Source organism: Panacibacter microcysteis, assembly GCF_015831355.1.
Lineage (GTDB): Bacteria > Bacteroidota > Bacteroidia > Chitinophagales > Chitinophagaceae > Panacibacter > Panacibacter microcysteis.
Window position 1 is genome coordinate 891,225 of record NZ_JADWYR010000001.1, and the last position, 17,622, is coordinate 908,846.

General features: G+C 41.8%; 13 protein-coding genes. 2 read left to right on the forward strand and 11 right to left on the reverse strand.

Features of this window, described 5'->3' with window-relative positions:
• Positions 1-7: 7 nt before the first annotated feature.
• The 11 genes from I5907_RS03640 to I5907_RS03690 all read right to left on the reverse strand — a co-directional run bounded on the left by I5907_RS03640 (position 8) and on the right by I5907_RS03690 (position 15,737).
• The gene (locus I5907_RS03640; protein ID WP_196989366.1) at positions 8-1,276 is read right to left on the reverse strand and encodes a multiheme c-type cytochrome; all 1,269 of its coding nucleotides are present in this window, start codon (positions 1,274-1,276) and stop codon (positions 8-10) included.
• Between the two features lie 222 nt (positions 1,277-1,498).
• Entirely contained in the window at positions 1,499-2,380 is an 882-nt protein-coding gene (locus I5907_RS03645; RefSeq protein WP_196989367.1) for a LamG domain-containing protein, read from the reverse strand.
• Positions 2,381-2,404: 24 nt separating this feature from the next.
• Positions 2,405-4,012: a RagB/SusD family nutrient uptake outer membrane protein gene (locus I5907_RS03650; protein ID WP_196989368.1), complete on the reverse strand. Its 1,608-nt coding sequence runs from the start codon at positions 4,010-4,012 to the stop codon at positions 2,405-2,407.
• Positions 4,013-4,029: 17 nt separating this feature from the next.
• Entirely contained in the window at positions 4,030-7,461 is a 3,432-nt protein-coding gene (locus I5907_RS03655) for a TonB-dependent receptor (protein ID WP_196989369.1), read from the reverse strand.
• Positions 7,462-7,789: 328 nt separating this feature from the next.
• Positions 7,790-8,872: a FecR family protein gene (locus tag I5907_RS03660; RefSeq protein ID WP_196989370.1), complete on the reverse strand. Its 1,083-nt coding sequence runs from the start codon at positions 8,870-8,872 to the stop codon at positions 7,790-7,792.
• Positions 8,873-8,959: 87 nt separating this feature from the next.
• Positions 8,960-9,559 carry an RNA polymerase sigma-70 factor gene (locus tag I5907_RS03665; RefSeq protein WP_196989371.1) on the reverse strand — a complete coding sequence of 200 codons (600 nt, stop codon included), beginning with the start codon at positions 9,557-9,559 and terminating at the stop codon, positions 8,960-8,962.
• Positions 9,560-9,870: 311 nt separating this feature from the next.
• The gene (locus I5907_RS03670; RefSeq protein ID WP_196989372.1) at positions 9,871-10,659 is read right to left on the reverse strand and encodes an FkbM family methyltransferase; all 789 of its coding nucleotides are present in this window, start codon (positions 10,657-10,659) and stop codon (positions 9,871-9,873) included.
• Between the two features lie 309 nt (positions 10,660-10,968).
• The gene (locus I5907_RS03675; protein WP_196989373.1) at positions 10,969-12,519 is read right to left on the reverse strand and encodes a glycoside hydrolase family 10-like protein; all 1,551 of its coding nucleotides are present in this window, start codon (positions 12,517-12,519) and stop codon (positions 10,969-10,971) included.
• Between the two features lie 29 nt (positions 12,520-12,548).
• Positions 12,549-13,001 (reverse strand): MarR family winged helix-turn-helix transcriptional regulator, encoded by a 453-nt coding sequence (locus I5907_RS03680; RefSeq protein WP_196989374.1) that lies wholly within the window; start codon positions 12,999-13,001, stop codon positions 12,549-12,551.
• A 149-nt stretch (positions 13,002-13,150) separates the two neighbouring features.
• On the reverse strand, positions 13,151-14,872 hold the full coding sequence (locus I5907_RS03685) for a M3 family oligoendopeptidase (protein WP_196989375.1): 1,722 nt from the start codon (positions 14,870-14,872) through the stop codon (positions 13,151-13,153).
• Between the two features lie 292 nt (positions 14,873-15,164).
• Entirely contained in the window at positions 15,165-15,737 is a 573-nt protein-coding gene (locus I5907_RS03690; protein ID WP_196989376.1) for a DUF5606 family protein, read from the reverse strand.
• Positions 15,738-16,215: 478 nt separating this feature from the next.
• Here I5907_RS03690 and I5907_RS03695 point away from each other — a divergent pair, with 478 nt between their 5' ends.
• Both I5907_RS03695 and I5907_RS03700 read left to right on the forward strand, forming a co-directional pair.
• Complete coding sequence (locus I5907_RS03695) at positions 16,216-16,830, forward strand: RNA polymerase sigma factor (RefSeq protein ID WP_196989377.1); 615 nt, start codon at positions 16,216-16,218, stop codon at positions 16,828-16,830.
• Positions 16,820-17,593 (forward strand): tetratricopeptide repeat protein, encoded by a 774-nt coding sequence (locus tag I5907_RS03700; protein WP_196989378.1) that lies wholly within the window; start codon positions 16,820-16,822, stop codon positions 17,591-17,593. The genes I5907_RS03695 and I5907_RS03700 overlap by 11 nt, the downstream gene beginning before the upstream one ends.
• Positions 17,594-17,622: the final 29 nt, after the last annotated feature.

The following is a 17,622-nucleotide window of genomic DNA, read 5'->3' on the forward strand; positions in this document are numbered from 1 at the left end:
ACTATAATTATTTTTTATCCTTCTTTTTATTTGCATGTATAAGCTGCATTACCTTTTTCGTTTCAAAAGGATACACCTTAATATAATGCGATCGCATAAAAGCAGTTGATGGCTCGTTACTGCCCGCCCGCAAAAACAAAATAGCCTTGGAGGCCTGTACCGGCATATGGCAATCTATGCAATTTGCTTCTATTACAGCGCCATACGTTTTCATCAGCCCGCAAAAATTATTATGCCCTGTACTATGGCAAGCCATACACTTTTTCGAAAACATTTCAATTTTACCTGTTTCATTTTCATGGGTGTTATGACACGAACTACATGTCATCTCTGTCATCCTGAAACATTTGCTGGCAGACAACAAGCCCAACTGATTTCCGTGCACATCTATGTCTGCAACATTTTGCGCACTGGTATCTGCGGCAAAAAAGTCTTTTAATGAATCGCCAACCTGAAAACTAAAAGAAGGCTTTGTTTTGCTTAGCTTCCCGCCGTGACACAGTGCGCAAAGATCAAGCTGCTGTAGTCTTGATAACTTCGCGGGGTTTGTAATAAACCGGGCTTCTCCCTTATCCTTGTGCGTACGCTGAAACGATACATGGTCGGCCCCGGCGCCGTGGCACCTTTCACAATCAACGCCAAAAACTATTTTGCCCTTCTCAAAATCTTCGGGCTCCGCCTGTTCATCAGATATTTTTTTAGCAAACGTAGTATGACATTCAAGACAACGGGATGTTATCGGACGATTGTAAATTACCCGGCCAGGGTAACCAGGGCTGTTAGCCCATTCTGCATAGTCTGTATAATAAAACACCGGCAGTTGCAAAATCTTTGCAGCATTCCAATATAAAAATGTTTGCCCCTTTTTACCTGATCCCACCGTTATGTCAAATCGCTCTTTGCGCTTTACAAGCCCGTTCACATATTCAATCTGGAAATAATCATTGCCTTCATGTTGCATCACAACCTTAATCGAATCTGAATATGGAAAAACGTTTTTCCCACTATCAAAGTTTCCATGTATGCTATTGCCCGTTGCAGGCTGAGACGTAAGGTAGTGAGCAGTCTGGAGATGTTTTTCATAAATGTCTTTATGGCATTCGCCACACACAACTGAGCCTGCAAAAGCTTTGCCTTTAAAATCTTCTGGTGGTTTCAACCTATCGCCGCCAATACTTTTATCCTGTTGCTCTATACACTTTGCAAAAAACAAAGTACCGGCAAACACGAAAATGCTTACCCAGAAACTTTTTTGTATTTTTTTTAAAAGCTGCACTTGTTAAATAAAAAAAGTTATTGTAGCCGGCTGTTGAATATGTGGCATCGCCTGTTGTGTCACTCACTTCATCGTTCGGTTTTTTTTTGAACCATTGATCAACCATACTTTTCAGTCAACACGATGATAAATCACGACTAAAAAAACCTGGCGCAAAGCGTTCCATATAAATCTAAAAAGGATTGCATAACTGCAATCCTTTTCATTTATATCTAGGCCCAATTACTCCTTTGTGGTAAAAAGGTTAGTGATTTCCGATGCGGCCAGAGCTTTGTTATAAAGCCTGAACTGGTCTAGCGCACCATTAAACGATTTCGCCCAGCCTTCAGGTCCATGGTTAGTTAAACTCGGATTAGTCTGAAACTGGTGTGTTCCTAAAACCATTCCATTAAAGTTGTTGTATTTAATCTTTCCATAGTTTCCACCTCCCAAAACTTTACCGTTAATGCCTGTTGCAGCCCCGTCCGCATATACAGTAAGCTTAGATGTAGATGCATCATAAACAACAGCTATATGCGTCCATTTATTAAGCGCATTGGGAATCTTGACTTCACTCCACTCTTCACCATTACCACTGGCAACACCTGCATTAAACATATGAATTTTTAAAAAAGCTTCAGAGCCGCCATCGTAGTTTTCAAGAAACAAGTCAAGGTTACCCCAAAATTCAGCACTGTTTGATATAGAAAATAATCCCTGGGCACCTCCCTGTACAGGGCCAACACCATTCATCCAAAACGATAAGGTAAAACTACCAAGCGCAGCAAGTGTATCGCCTGGTTTACCAATGTAACCGTTATCATATACATTTTCATCTGTGCTCGCTTTCAGAAGTACATAACCTCCGTCTCCAATTTGCAATCCCTGCCCTTTTACTCCGGCAACATATGTAACGGCGTTAGATTCAGGTGTAAGTTTATTCTCACCCTGGTCTTCAAGATTATTCTCAAATGACCAAAAACTTTTAAGTTCATTATATGCAGGAGGATCAGGATCTAAAATAAGTTCTTTCAGTTCTGGTCTTTCCATCTTCTGGCAGGCAGACAATACAAACACTCCCGCTGCCAGTAAGATGCCAGTGCTATTTTTTATATTGATTTTCATAAAAATAGTTTTTGTGATGATTAACTATTCCCACTCGGGATTTTGTTTAAGAATCTCTACCCCATTTACCTTTGAAAGGTTAATTGCCTGCTGAGGTATCGGGTAATACCTGCATCGGTTAGTATAACCCAACGGTCCAAGCTCCTTAATGGCGTCCCCCCACCTTACCAAGTCGTAAAATCTATACCCTTCCATAGCAAATTCCCACCTGCGCTCATCTTTTATTGCCTGCCTCATTTGTGTTTGGCTGGCAAATGCAATGAAAGGAACCACAGTTCTGCCAGCTCCAAGATTTCCGCTGGCCCTATTCCTTATCATCTCAAGCATCTCCTCTGCCTTTGCGCCATCACCCAGTTCATTCGATGCCTCGGCAAGCATAAGAATTACATCGGCATACCTCAATATGCGATGATTGATCCAACCCGCATTTCCGGCATTGATAAACCCTGTATATTGACGCATAGCAGGATCATTACCGGTATACAATTTTTTGTTCCAATATTTTTGTGCCAGGCCGCCAACACCGTCCGGATTCGTGTAAGCAGGAATAACCGCTCCAAAACCGCCCATAGTAGGCCCGCCATCTGACTGACCGGAGTAAAGAACTGTTTTCCCTTTCCTAGGGTCATTATTGTCCCAGGCATTTACCAATTTATCAGTGGGTGTATTCCATCCCCAACCAAGATTCCACTCCTGGCTTGCTCCATTCTGCCTTATTTGTTGACAGGTACCCCATCCGGAACCATTGTCAAGCGAACTATTACTGGCAGCATTTTCGCCAATCGCAGCATTCATTTCCCATATAGATTCTGCACTGTTTTTGCCATTGCCGTTTACTCCATCCCTCCACACGTCAGAAAATTCATCGAGCAGGCTGTATTGGCCCGAGCTTATTACGAGATTACATTTTTCGGCCACTTTTGCCCAATTACTTCTAAAAAGGTAAGTCTGCGCCCAAAGCGTATTAGCTGCGCCCTTTGTGAGACGCCCTTTAAATCCACTGCCCCACCCTTCTTCGTTTAGTGGCAGATAATCTGCAGCAACCTGTAAATTAGAATCGATAAATGCATACAAATTCTCTACAGTCTCTTTCGGTTTTATACCATCCAGTGGATCTTGAATTTTTGCTTTCAATAACGGCACTTCCCCATAAGTTTTCACCAACTCAAAATAAGAGTATGCCCGGAAGAAACATGCCTCCCCAATATTTCTTTTAGAAGCGTCATCCTCAACTTTCAATGAATCCGCGATATATAGCGCATCATTAGCAGCATTAATCATTGTGTAGTGATCGTTCCAATATGTGTTGGGAGCCCAGTCATCCTTACTATAGACAAATGTTTCAAATTCTGTGATGATTTCTTTGCCATCACTTGCATCACTTCCCTTTTGAGCATCGTCATCCCTTATGCTATGAAAATCTATCCACGGCAGGGTAGAAAAACCTGCATACGAGCGCAGAACGTTATACATGCCTAGAGACTGAGCCTCAAGAGAGCCCTGGTTTAAATCATCTAATGTTGCTGTTAGTGGCTTTCTATCAAGGAATTTCTGGCAACCTGCACTAATAAGTAAAATGGGTACTACAAAGAGTAAAACCCTGTTGTAGATTAATATCTTATTCTTTTTCATTCTTTGAAAATTTTAAATTAGAAAGTAACATTCAAACCAACTGTGCTTACAACCGGAATTGCTCCTCCAGCATTATCATATCCAAAAGCTGTAGCATCGCCTCCATATTCCGTTGTGTAACCAAGATTGTTTTTAAATGTTTTCAGGTTCTGCACGTTGGCGAAGATTCTCAGGTTCTTCACTTTTATTTTCGACAGCATTCTCTGATCAAAATTGTAACCCAATTGCAGGTTTCTGATGCGGAAGTAACTGCCGTCTTCAATATTGTAAGTAGAACCATTGTAATTATTTCTATGGCTTTGCGCAATGATTGGAACCCAGTTTGATGTACCAGGACCGTTCCACCTGTCAAGTTTTTCGGCAGAATAGTTAACACGTTGAAATGGAGATTCCAAAGAGCCCCATGTTCTGAAAATTTCATTGCCGTAAACGCCAACAACGTCTATACCAAGATTAAACCCTTTGTAGGTGAGATTGATTGAAGCGCCATACGTGAAATCAGGTGTAGGATTACCTATAAAGGTTCTGTCTAACGCCGAAATAATTCCATCCCCGTTTACATCTTTAAATTTAAAATCACCCGGAACCGGGGAACCGTTAGGACCAAGACCTCCACCTACGCTTGAAGCATCAGGAGACTTTGAAATTTCCGTAACACTCTGGTAAATACCTTCTACTATATACCCATAGAATGAGCCAATGGGTTGACCAGGTACTGTTCTGCTCTCTGCGCTACCATTGTTTTGAAATGCCCTGGAAAGAAAACCATTAGGTAAGTCATCGCTAAGTTTAAGAACTTTGTTCTTCAGGAATGTTATGTTTCCTGAAACATTTAATGTCAAATCTTTTGAGAACTGCTGATTCCAACTGGCGGTAAACTCTTCACCCCAGTTTCTCAAACTACCACCGTTTACAAGCTTGTTAGGTAAGCCAAGCGTTGAACGATCAACAAACGTCATAAGATCATTGGTAGTTCTGTTAAAATAATTCGCTTCAAAATGCAGGCGGTTATCAAAAGCATTTAATTCAACACCCGCTTCCCATGCTGAAACAGTTTCCCATTTTAAGTCGGGATTTGGCAGATATTCCTGTCTTGCAGCAGAGTAAACATTTGTTCCAAACACGGCATTTGTACCGGTCAGCAGGTTCGGATAAAAAGGATAGTTTAAAGGTGTTCCGTCTAATCTTGAAGCAGTCTGATTTCCCAGTACGCCAACGGAGCCTTTCAGTTTGATGTAATCAAATATTTTTTGATTAGCCATGAATGCTTCTTTAGATAATTCCCAGGCAGCACCCACAGCCCAAAATTGTTGATCGCGGTTATTGGCAGGAAGTCTTGAAGACGCGTCATTTCTGAACGAAGCATTCAGATAATATTTGCCCTTGTAATTATACAATGCCCGACCCAGATAAGAAACGGTTGAATACTCACTTTGGGAAGACCTGGAAGATGTTCCGGCTGAATTTTCGAAGCCGCTTGTGATATACCAGAACCTTGGATCGTTAGGAATAGGTGTTCCGTCAACACCATTTTGTCCTGAATTACCCTGTCTTCCAAAATAGCCAAAATAATAAGTTGTAAACCCTCCGGTAAGTGTAAGATTATGATCGCCAAAATTTGTTTTATAGTTCAGCACATGGTCCTGTTGCCATTTCCTGTAAGAGTCATTATTCTGCTGAATTTTGGTAAGCTGGCTATAAAGATAAGGCTGATCATTCCTTGGATTATACGCATAGTAAAGTGGTGTATATTGGCGTTTATCTATATTACTGATATCTCCGTATAAGGTGGACCTGAAAGTAAATTTCCTCAAAAAAGTCACCTCTGCATATATACTTCCTACAGTTCTGTACTCAATATTTCTTACAGTATTCCACTCATTCTCTACGCGCAACAAAGGATTTACAACACCAGACGACTGCAGCCCTACATCCAGCCCTGAATAGATGTCTGTAAGTATACTGTCAGTTCCGTACGGATTTTTTACCAGGAACGGTTTGGTATCTGCAGAAACCAGCGGAATTACTTTTCTTGCATCATCTAATACTGAAGTTGCATCGTATGGATTATTCTGCCTCGTGCCATTGAAAATTACGCCAACCTTTATATTCTTCGTAAGCTTTACTTCATCGCTCAATGAAATAACCCAACGCTGTAATTCTTCGTGTCTTACTATTCCTTCGTCTTTGATATACCCAACCCCTAAATTGAAGCGGTTTTTGTCAGAACTTACGGAAAGACTTAAATTATTGGTGTTGAAATTACCTGTCTGGGAAACTGCATCGATCCAATCGGTATTTGCGTTGAGGCCTGTATAATCAAAAGGGTCTGTAACACCATCATTTGCACGTTCTTCTGCAAACAATGTCTTGAAACCCTCCCCATCTACAAATTGTATTTTGTCTGTGAGTTTCTTTATGCCATATGTTGTATTGAAATTGATACTAACCTGCCCTGCCTTACCTTTCTTTGTAGTAATTGCGATAACACCCGTTGCACCTTTTACACCAAATATTGCAAGAGATGAAGGGTCTTTCAATACCTCAATAGATTCAATATCATTAGGGTTCAGGTAATCGATGTTATCATTGAAAATTCCGTCCACAACATACAAAGGACTAACCTGGCCAATGCTTACTGTACCACGTATCCTGATATCGGGAGCTCTTCCGGGTGTGCCATTGTTTACAACAGACAAACCTGCTACGCGACCTTGCAGAGATGCTACAGGATTCGTGTTCGGTTTATCTGCCACAACCTTACCATCAACTTTTACAATAGACCCCGTAAGATCTCTTTTGCTTGCCGTACCATAACCGATAACTACCACGTCTGTAAGTGTTTGGTTAAGCCCTTTCAGCACCACATTGATCTCTACTTTGTCGGCCACCGCTATTTCCTGGCTTTCGTAACCAACATAACTGATGACCAACACATCTGTTGATTCTACCGTAATGGAAAAATTACCCTGCGCATCTGTTGTGGTACCCCTGTTGGTGCCTTTTACCATAACAGATACACCGGAAAGTGGTGCATTATTTTCACCGGTGATCTTTCCTTTAATCACTGCCTTTACTTCATTTGTACCATCAGCAGTTTCCTTAATAACAATCAGGTTATTTTGCATCAGCTCATAAGAAAGAGCCGTTTCTGCAAAAAGGCGATCCAACACCTGCTTTAGTTCGGCATCCTGTACATTGAGCGATACCTTTTGTTTTAAATCGAGCAGATCATTGTTATACAGGAACCTGTAGTTGGTTTGTTTTTCAATACTAACAAGTACATCTGTAATCTGCGTTTTCTTTAGCTTCAAACTAATCTTCTGCTGGCCAAATCCATCGGCGGATGCCTGCAGACTGCATATGAAAACCATTACAACCATTAGTTTCATAATCAGCAATAGTTTTTGGAACAACGGTTTTTTTTCAGCCGTCTTAAAAGATTTCATACTTTAGAATTAAAGGTTAAACAATCCAGCCGCAAGGCTGGGTAATACACACACGTTAAACCTGGCTTAGCGGGGAATGCGCCAACATTCTCCGCTTATTTTTTATTTGGGGTGTAGTGCGTTCTCATAAAACATCAGTAGTCTCATTGGCATTTTACTTTTTTACTTTAAAAAGAATGGGTGATTTTACCGGCAGCGTAACCTATTTTCTGATCGCTCCCGCTGATATATGACCTGGTGCTGAAGTGTGCGACGCAACGGAAGCCTCATTTTTGTTTTCAGCCTGGCCAACAATCTTAGAAAGCTATAACCTGTAACGGGTTATGTTTTATTTTACTGACTGTACGTGAATTTCTTTTCCTGTTATGCCGAAATCGAAATCCTGTGCAGCTTTCAGCGCGTAAAACGCTTCTGCAACAGTCTCCGTTTCGAAAGAACCTGTAAAATTCAACTGTTTTACTGCATCATCATCAAACACAATTTTTACGTTATACCATCTTTCCATCTTACTGGCCAGTTCTGCAAAACTTTCTCCGCGAAACAACAGCCTGTTATAAACCCAGGCGGTCTCTATTCTTTCATCTTCATGTACTGGTGTGGTAAGTTGTGTTATGTGGTAGTCGTCAGCAATCTTTGTTTGTGGTGCTTCTCTATCATCAGGCAATATTGTTGTGCTTTCTGCTGCAAGCTTCCCCACAATTAGTTTTTGATTGGGATGCAACAGTATAGGTTTTTGAACTTTTGCACCATGCCTTGTTACCTGTACAAGGCCGCGTATAAGGGTTGTTTCAACAGTTTTGTCTGTAACGTAAGATTTTACGTTGAAAGCGGTGCCCAATACGCGTATATCATAGCCTGATACATGCACCACAAATGGGCGGTCTGGCAGTTTCACCACATCAAAATACGCCTCCCCATCGAGGGTTACCTCTCTTGTTTTGCCCGTAAAATCTTTATCGTATGTTACATGAGAGCCTGCATTGAGCCAAACAGTGGAGCCGTCAGGCAAAATAGTTCTTGTACGGCTGCCATTTTCTGCCACCAGGTTTTGTTTGGCTTCTTTTTCAGGCGGTGTACTGGTGCGTTGGGTACCTGTAAACATCCAGGCCATTATAAATATTACCAATACGGCTGCCACGCCGCTAAGAGCATAAAAATATTTTCTGCGGGATCTTATTTGTATAACGGGAATATCTTCACCGGGAATTGTTTCTGTTTTGGCAAGCTGAAGAATACGGGAAATATGGCGGGTATCTTCTTCTATGCTGTTAGGCTCCTCCTTTGTTTCGCCGGGGTGCCACATACGTTTCATAAGATCATATTGCTGCTGCAATGCAAAATCCTGCGCCAGGATCTGCATGAGTTGTTCCTGCTCTTCTGCTGTGGCTTCGCCACTAAGGGAGCGGGCCATGAGAAACCATAAGCTGTTATGAGTTGGTTGGTCTTGCATTCAGTATCCATAAAGACATGGAAAAGCCAACGTTCTACTAAAGGAAGGTTAAAAATTTCCGGCTTTTTTTTCTGCGGCGGAAGAAGGGTAATTGCGCCTGGGTTTTTCAAGTTCAAGTGCAGTGCAAATTCTTTTTACCGCAATCGCCATTTGAACATCGATAGTATTTACAGAAATATTGAGTATCTGGGAAACTTCTTTGTACTTTAAACCGTCCTCGCGTACCAGCTTAAAGATCATTTTACAACGTGGCGGAAGCTCATCGACGGCTTTTTGCATCTGCTGCATCATTTCGCCGGTTATCATCAGCGCGGCAGGGTCTCCTACCGCTTCGCCCATATCTATATCCAGGTAATCAAAAGATTCAGCAACGAGCTGCTGTGCTTTACGCGATAAAGCGTTGAGCGACTGATTCTTTACCGCAATATAGAGATACACCGTTATGTTGTCAATATCTTTTACCTTCTCTCTGCGGCTCCACAGTTTTACAAATACGTCATCCACCACCTCTTCAGCAATCTCGTTGCTGCGGGTAAGCAGGCGTGAAAAATGTAAAAGTCTTTTGTGAAAGCATTTATACAACCCGGCCAGCATTTGCTCATTGCCTTGTGCAATGCCCTGTTGTATGTGCAATAGATCAGTAATCATTTAAGCAAGCAGTAAAAGATGTAGCAAAGTTGAATAAAACACTTTACATATTAGTAAAAATCTTATTCGCCTTATGTGTCTTACAACCAGATATTAGCGCAAACTTATATTTTTTTAGCAAAAAAATCTTTAAAGCCAAAAGAAAATTATGTACCCGGCAGCAGTACGCTATGCAGCTCCTGTTGCGTCGCACTCTTGTACTGTAATGCTATATGCAGCTACGCCGGGTGCAACAACGCACAAAAAGATTATCACCTTCCGGGTGTAAGAAGTAAGCAGAACTAGGGCTACAAGGGCTACAGCCTCTTCAATCAGCTCAAAAATTGCTGCACACGTTTCATTCTTTCTGCAGGTACGAATAAAATATCAGAAGAAGCAATCTGCTCTGCAGGTAGTATATCGCAACTTACCAGCTTATTATGCTGCAGGTTATAAGCCTTGTACCCCAGGTCCCTGAAATACGCAAGCATGATGGGTAATTGCTCTCCCCAGGTTTCCAGTTGTACCAGCGGCTTGTGCTTTTCCAGCACTGGTCTCAGTTCCGGGAAAACGACCGTTTCATACCCTTCTATATCGCATTTTATATAATCGATCTTTGACAGGCCACCAAACACCTCGCTTCCTTTGCGTATATCACTTTCAAAAATGAGCTGGTTTACACTAATGCTTTCGTCTTTTAAAATGGTAACCGTACCATGCCGCAGGTATTGCAATTTTTGCAGGAAAGGCGGCATACCAAGTTTTACCGGGCCGCCGTTCATATTGCCGAGCGCAAAAGGAAAAATGGTAACATTTGGTTTTTTAGGTAACAATTTCTGCAACAACTCCCTGTATGGTTTTACAGGCTCTACACTATACAAGTTGCCATTCGTGTTTATAATGCTGCTAAAAACATAACTGAAATAACCAAGGTTCGCGCCTATATCTATAACCGTATCAGTTGGTGCCACAATCTTTTTTACAAAATAGTGCCACTTATATGTCTCATTTAATTTGAGTGCACCACTTTTATAACCGGTAATAAAAACGGTTTGCAACATTTTTAAGTAACCCGCCAATCCTAATGTTTTATAAAGCCATGCTTTAAGCTTATCTGTCATTATACTATTTTGTTTTCGTCAAAGATGGGGGTAAAGGGGAGGAACTGTTTTTCGAAAATAGCGGAGTTTATCGGCATTAGCAACGAAAATATAAAGTGGGTAATTTGTTGCGCAGTATTACGCTGCCTGTAGAGGTGTCTTCAATCTATTAATCATGTCGTTTACCTCAGCACATATCATTACCATAACCTTATAGTCAGGTATGTTTGTCCCGGTCTTCGCATTGCCCCGTATAGTTGTTGCAGTTGAAGAGTGCGACGCAACAAAAGCCTCATGCTTAGGCTGGTGCCGGGCCCCAAACCTTACTTTTTATTTTGGAATTGCCCAGCCTTTGTTTGTTTTAATAAGCTGTACGGGGTTGCTGATTTTACTTTCGTTATTTTCTTTATCTACCGCGCTTACAGCTATATAACATTGGTTCCATTCTGCAGGTATTTGTGCAACGCTTAAGGCATAATCAAAAGTTGTTGATGTTGCAGTTACAATCGCCAGCGGAAGATTGCCAAGCAAACCAAAATCGTCGGAAATATAGAGCACATATTGTTTGATCTTTTCTGACTCATTTGTTTCTTCTGCTTTTGCATAAACAGAAAAGGAGTTGTTCTTCCTGTTTTCTGTATAGTTGGTGATAAGTGGCGATTGCGGTGCAATATTATCTATCCATGGCATGGGTGGTACCAGCGCAGGGAAACGATAATAATTATTTCGCAGGCTGTCTGCCCACCCATGTGGGTTTGCCATGAGGTTTTTTGCACTGTAATAGATGCTGCCCTGCACGGTTTCGTAAGTGCGCAATTCTTTAATCTCCTGGGGAATTTCGTAGGTGCTGCGCCATGCGGCTGTTGGCTTTTCATAAACGCGGTACACGCCATGGCCAATATACACGTGCTTGCCAAAACTGTGTTTTGCCCACCAGTCGAGCAACACATCGTAATCGCATAAGGGGTGGCCAATCTCCCAGTATAATTGTGGCGCCACATAATCTATCCAGCCCTCTTTTAACCACAGCAGGATGTCTGCATACAGATCGTCGTAGTTTGTTTGCCCGGCTTTTGTATCGCTGCCTTCCGGGTCTTTGTCTTTATTGCGCCATACACCAAAGGGGCTGATACCAAATTTCACCATTGGCTTTGTATCGATCATCGTTTCGTGGATCAGCCTGATGATGCTATCGCAATTGCTGCGGCGCCAGTCATCTTTCGATAATCCTTTTCCATATTTGCGAAAGGCTGCATCATCAGGAAAATCTTTACCAGGAATTCTATAAGGATAAAAATAGTCATCCATATGTATGGCGTCTACATCATACCGCGTTAGAATATCTTTTACCACATTGCTTACATAGGTCATTACCTCAGGCAAACCAGGGTTGAAATATTTTTTGTTGCCATAGGTTACAAACCACTCTTTGTGCACACGCGTAACATGCGTGGCTGCTACAGAAGAATTATTGATATCAAAAACTGCACGATAAGGATTGAGCCATGCATGAAACTCCATATTGCGTTTATGCGCTTCTTCCACCATAAACTCCAACGGATCATAAAAGGGAAACGGTGCAAGCCCCTGCACACCACTAAGGAACTCGCTCCAGGGTTCGAAGCTGGATTGATAGAAAGCATCTGTTGCAGGCCGCACCTGCACAATTACGGCATTCAGACCGGCACGCTGCAGCCCATCCAGCAGCCTTATAAACTCCAGCTTCTGGATGACTACAGGCAATCCTTTTTTAGAAGGCCAGTCTATATTGTTTACGGTGGCTATCCATGCTGCCCTGAATTCGTATTTGGGTTGGGTGAATGATACATTGGCAATCACACAAAACAGGCAACAAACAAACAAGCCTTTCAAATGCTTCATGCAGCGAAGATAAAAGAATGTGTATTGTGTTAATCCCCACGCATTTTATCGAGCAGATCATTTAACATTTTTGCTTCGTCGCAGGAAATATTGTTGCCTACAATATTATCCAGTTCAGTGTTTAGTTCGTCCAGTGCGGAAAGAATAGCCAGGCCTTTTTGAGTGATGGTAATATCGACAAGTCTTTTATCTGCATCGTTGAGTTTTTTTTCTACAATGCCTTTCGTAATCATACGGTCTATAATGCGGCTTGTATCGCTCATGCGGTCAAGCATGCGTTCCCTTATCTGCATGGTACTTAACGGGTGCTTTGCACCGCGCAAAATACGTAGTATGTTGTACTGCTGCATGGTTACATCCTGCTTTTTCAAAAAGCATTTTATCTTCTCTTCCAGCCAACTGTGAGAGTAAAGCAGGTTAACCATCACCTTAAGGTGCTCATTACGGAAACGTCGTTGTTGAATTGCGTCCTCGAGTCTCATAAGCAGTTATAATTCGCTGATTCAGGTTAATAACATGGTCAAAAAAGTCTTTACAGAGTGGAGGTTGCAGACAGGTTTCGCGGGTGGCCGTTAATAAGAGAAAGGGGTTGATAAATGTGTGGGTACTGTTTACCCACACATTTACATTGCTAGCCTAATGCTTCAATTTCTTTGTTTACAAATTCCATCAAAGATTTGATGTGCTCCGGCGAGAGGTCAAATTTTAAACCCGCAGCTTCATACAATTGTGGCAACGTTTTGGTACCACCAAGGCTGAGCGCATTTATATAGTTTTGAAGTGCCAGTTCAGGACTTTGCTGATACTGCATCCAAAGGCCGATGGCGCCCAGTTGCGCTATACCATATTCTATATAATAAAAAGGTACTTCAAAAAGATGTAACTGACGTTGCCAGCCAATTTTCCTGAATGCTTCCAGGCCTGTTGTGTCAAGCGATGCAGGTGTAAACTCACTCATTATTTCAAACCATTTTGCCGTTCTTTCTTCCACAGTATGACGTGGGTTTTCGTACACCCAATGCTGAAATTTATCGATAGTGGCTATCCATGGAAATACTGTTATCACTCTTTCGAGCTGGTGTTCTTTTGCACGCTGAAGGTCTTCCGCTTTATCAAAGAAAGTATTCCAGTGGTTCATACTAAACAGCTCCATGGCCATACTGGCTACTTCAGCAATTTCCATAGGATATTCCTTAAAGGCACTAAGTTCCAGCGGGTGCGCAAGGAAGGAATGGATAGCATGACCACCTTCGTGTACCATGGTCGTTACATCATCCATCTGTCCGGCGGCGTTCATAAAAATAAACGGGGCGCCACTTTCTGCAAGCGGGCAGTTGTAACCGCCCGGTGCTTTGCCTTTACGGCTTTCCAGGTCAAAGTGCTTCATGCTGTCCATCTTGCGCAGGCAGTCTGCAAAAAATGGATGCATTTGCGTAAAACAGGCCTCGGTTTTTGCAAGCAGTTCTTCACCTGTTTTAAAAGGATGCAGTGGCTCCACGCCTTCAGGCTGGGCTTCAATATCCCACGGGCGCAAACTATCAAGGCCAAGCTTTTGCTTTTTCTTTTCGTATATTTTTTCAACAATTGGTAATACATGCAGTTTTACCGCTTCATGAAAACGATAACAATCTTCTTTGGTATAATCAAACCTCCCAAGCTCTGCGAACTTATAATCGCGGTAATTTTCAAACCCGGCATTCACAGCTACTTTATCCCTGCGCTCTACTAGTTGAGAGAAAAGCTCATGTAATGCCTCTTTATCCTGTAACCGCCTGTTTTGGATTTTAAAATATACTGTTTCGCGCAGTGTGCGGTCATGGTTTTCCAAAAACTTAGCAGCCTGTTGCAGTGTATATTCCTGGCCATCTACCTCCACAGTCATTTTACCCGCAATAACGCCAAACTGCTGCTGCATTACACTTAATTCTGCCTGTAGCGGAATATTTTCTTCCCTGAAAAGATCAATGCTTTTCTTTACGTTGCGCAGGTACGTAAAATATTTGTCCCTGTCCAGCTCTTTTGTAAAAGTGTTGTTGACCAGTTTTTTATTAAGCTGGTCTGCATAAGGTTGCAGTTTAGGCTGAATCTCCATGCAGAAATAGGTAAATGCTTCTTCCAGGTTTTTATCTGTTGTATCGCAGGTCATTCGAATCTGGCGCCAGCATGCATCTTCGCTTACAGCGGCTTCTGCTTCACTCATATCTTTAAGCCATTGTTCCAGTTCCTGCGCATTGTTTAGCGGGCGGTCGAGCAACTGTTTAAAATAAGGCTCCAGCGCATCCCATGTGGTAACTTTAAAATCTGCAGGCAGAAAATGTCTTTCGGTTTTCTGTATATCGGCACTCAGTTGCATAATTAAATCCTCCTCTTCTTAATGGAAATAATATTGAATATTTATGTACCTGGCTTTTGAATAACGATTGAGCTGCTGTTGCGTCGCACACTTGTGCTGCATATGGTATGGCAGCGGCTCCGGGTGCATCTTCGTTTGTTAGCGTTGTACATTAAAATGCTGCGTTGGTGGTGTATGAGCCATTGATTACTGGTGATGGTGTGTTTCCCCTGGAATGTCGTTTTTGCAGCAGCTATGTACAATAAAACAATAAATGAGCAGAATAAAGGTTCTGCTCATTTACATATAATGGTTATTCTTCTGTTTTCTTTTTCTTCGGTGTGGCTTTTTTCTTTGGTGCTTCTTCCGCTGCAGCGGCGTCTTCTGCCACAGCTTCTTTCTTTTTGGCAGCTTTTTTGGCTGGCTTTTCCTTTTCTGCTTCCGGTGCAGTTGCTTCTACCGGCGCAGTTTCCTCTTCGGTAGTTTCATCTTCAGCTTCAAACTCCCGCAGCTTTATTTCTACATCGTTTTTCTTTAGAATGGCAAACCACTTTACCATTTTCTTCATATCGCTGGCATACACCCTGTCAAAATCAAGATCAGGGTAAACCTTGCCAAAATAAGCCTTTATGGCTGCCGCATCTTTTTCCGATGGCAAAGCCTCCGTACTTGCTTCCATGGCATTAAAAACATCTACCAGGTTTACATTTTCCCTGATGGTGTACACTTCTATACTTTCCAGGTGCGAAAAGCTATGCTGGCGGGAGGAAACAAATTTTGTGCTTTTATCATCTAGCGATCTTACGATAGCGCCATCTGCTTTACTGGTCAGCAATTCGAACAAACCACCAAGGCCTGTTACACTAATTAATTTACTATATTCCATTGATCTCTTTTTTAAAAACGAGGATGCAAAATAAAGGAAAAAAGGTTTGCCTGCGGCAAAGAGTATTTGAAACACCGGCCATCATATAAAAAAATGATGCATGTACCCTTTAAAAAAATCCCGGCTGCCTGTTGCCTTCCCGGTATAATGCATATAACTTATACAGTTGTTTTACCAAGTATATCATTTTATGCAAAGGGTAAAGTGATGATTATGAACTACTGCACCAAAAGCCTGTGTGTGCTGTAGCGGAGATGCGCCCGGAGCTGTTGAAAAAAGCTATGCTGTACAAGAGTGCGACGCAACAGGCGATGCCATAAAATACAACAGCCGGGCTCATAAAACTAACTTGTGCCCGGCTACCTCTTAAGTTGCTAAAATACCTGCTCAACAAAAAACTTTTCCTGCTCAACTTCAAATTTTTCTAAATTTCCGGTTACAAGTACACTTTCTGCCCATACATATAAATGTTCACCGCATGGAGATTGCTCAAAGTTACACTGACCCGGAACTTATCAGTGCTTTAAAAAATGACAGGGAAATGAATGCGGCGATACGCTTTATTTACCGCAATTATTATGGTTTGCTGGAGAATTATATTGTTAATAACAATGGTTCCAAAGACGACGCAGCAGATATAATACAGGAAACTATTGTTGCTTTTATTGAAATAGTGGAGGAGAACAGGTTCAGGGGAGAATCGAGTGTAAAATCTTTCCTCTATTCTATAACCCGAAACCTCTGGCTTACCGAACTGAGGCGTAAAAACAGCGCTGACAACCGTAACAAAGTTTTTGAAAAAGCAAAAGATACCACGGAGCAGGAAGCCGTTCAACACCTGATCAAAAAGGAATATTACAATGCCATACAGGCGCTTTTTGAAAAACTGGGAGATAAATGTAAACAACTGCTGATGCTGGTGTATTATGAAGATCTCTCGATGAGAGATATTGTTGAAAAAATGCCGGATTACCAGAATGAACAGGTGCTTCGCAACAAAAAATACAAGTGCATGAAGCAACTGGAACAAATGATACAGGACAACGATCAGTTAAAAACACAATTTAAAAATGCTTTGAAAAATGCAGGATAATTCTACATACGACATTATTGAAACGCTTACCCGGTACGTGGATGATGAGATGGATGAGGCGGAAAAAGCTGCAACAACATCTATGATCAACAATGATGCTGAAGTAAAAGAACGTTACGAAAACCTGCTTGCCGCAAAAAGGGCCATCAGGTCTAAAGGGCTGAAAGAAAGAGTACACGCAATACATCTTGCATATGCCAATGAAATTGCACAACCGGAAGTGGCCAAAATAGTAAAGCCTTCGTTTGGTATAAAAATGATGATGCGCATAGCCGCTGTGCTTATATTGGTTGTGGCAGGCATGGGCGTGTACACATACAGCACCACAAACAATGAAAATGTTTTTGAAGAAAATTTTACAGGTTACCAGTTGCCGGTAAACAGGGGTGCAGGCCAGTTTACAAACATAGACTCTTTATACGCCGGCGGTGCATACGAAGCAGTAATTGATGCGGTGAACAAAACACAGATTAAAACACGGCAGGCATATTTTCTGGCGGCACAGGCTTACCTGCTTACCGGTAACCCTGCCGGGGCTATCACAGCTTTTAAAAATGTAGAGCAATTAAACAGTAGTGCCACAGACCAATATTTTGTACAGGAAACAGATTATTACCTGGCACTTGCTTATATAAAAATGAATGACATTACGAATGCCGAAAAGCAATTGGCAAAGATCTCTTCGAATCCGAAACATTTGTTTTACAGCAAAGCAAAGTCAATCAGCAATACAACCCTCACCATTCTGAAGTGGAAGCAATAAACAAAGTGCACAATGATTTTCATCAACGC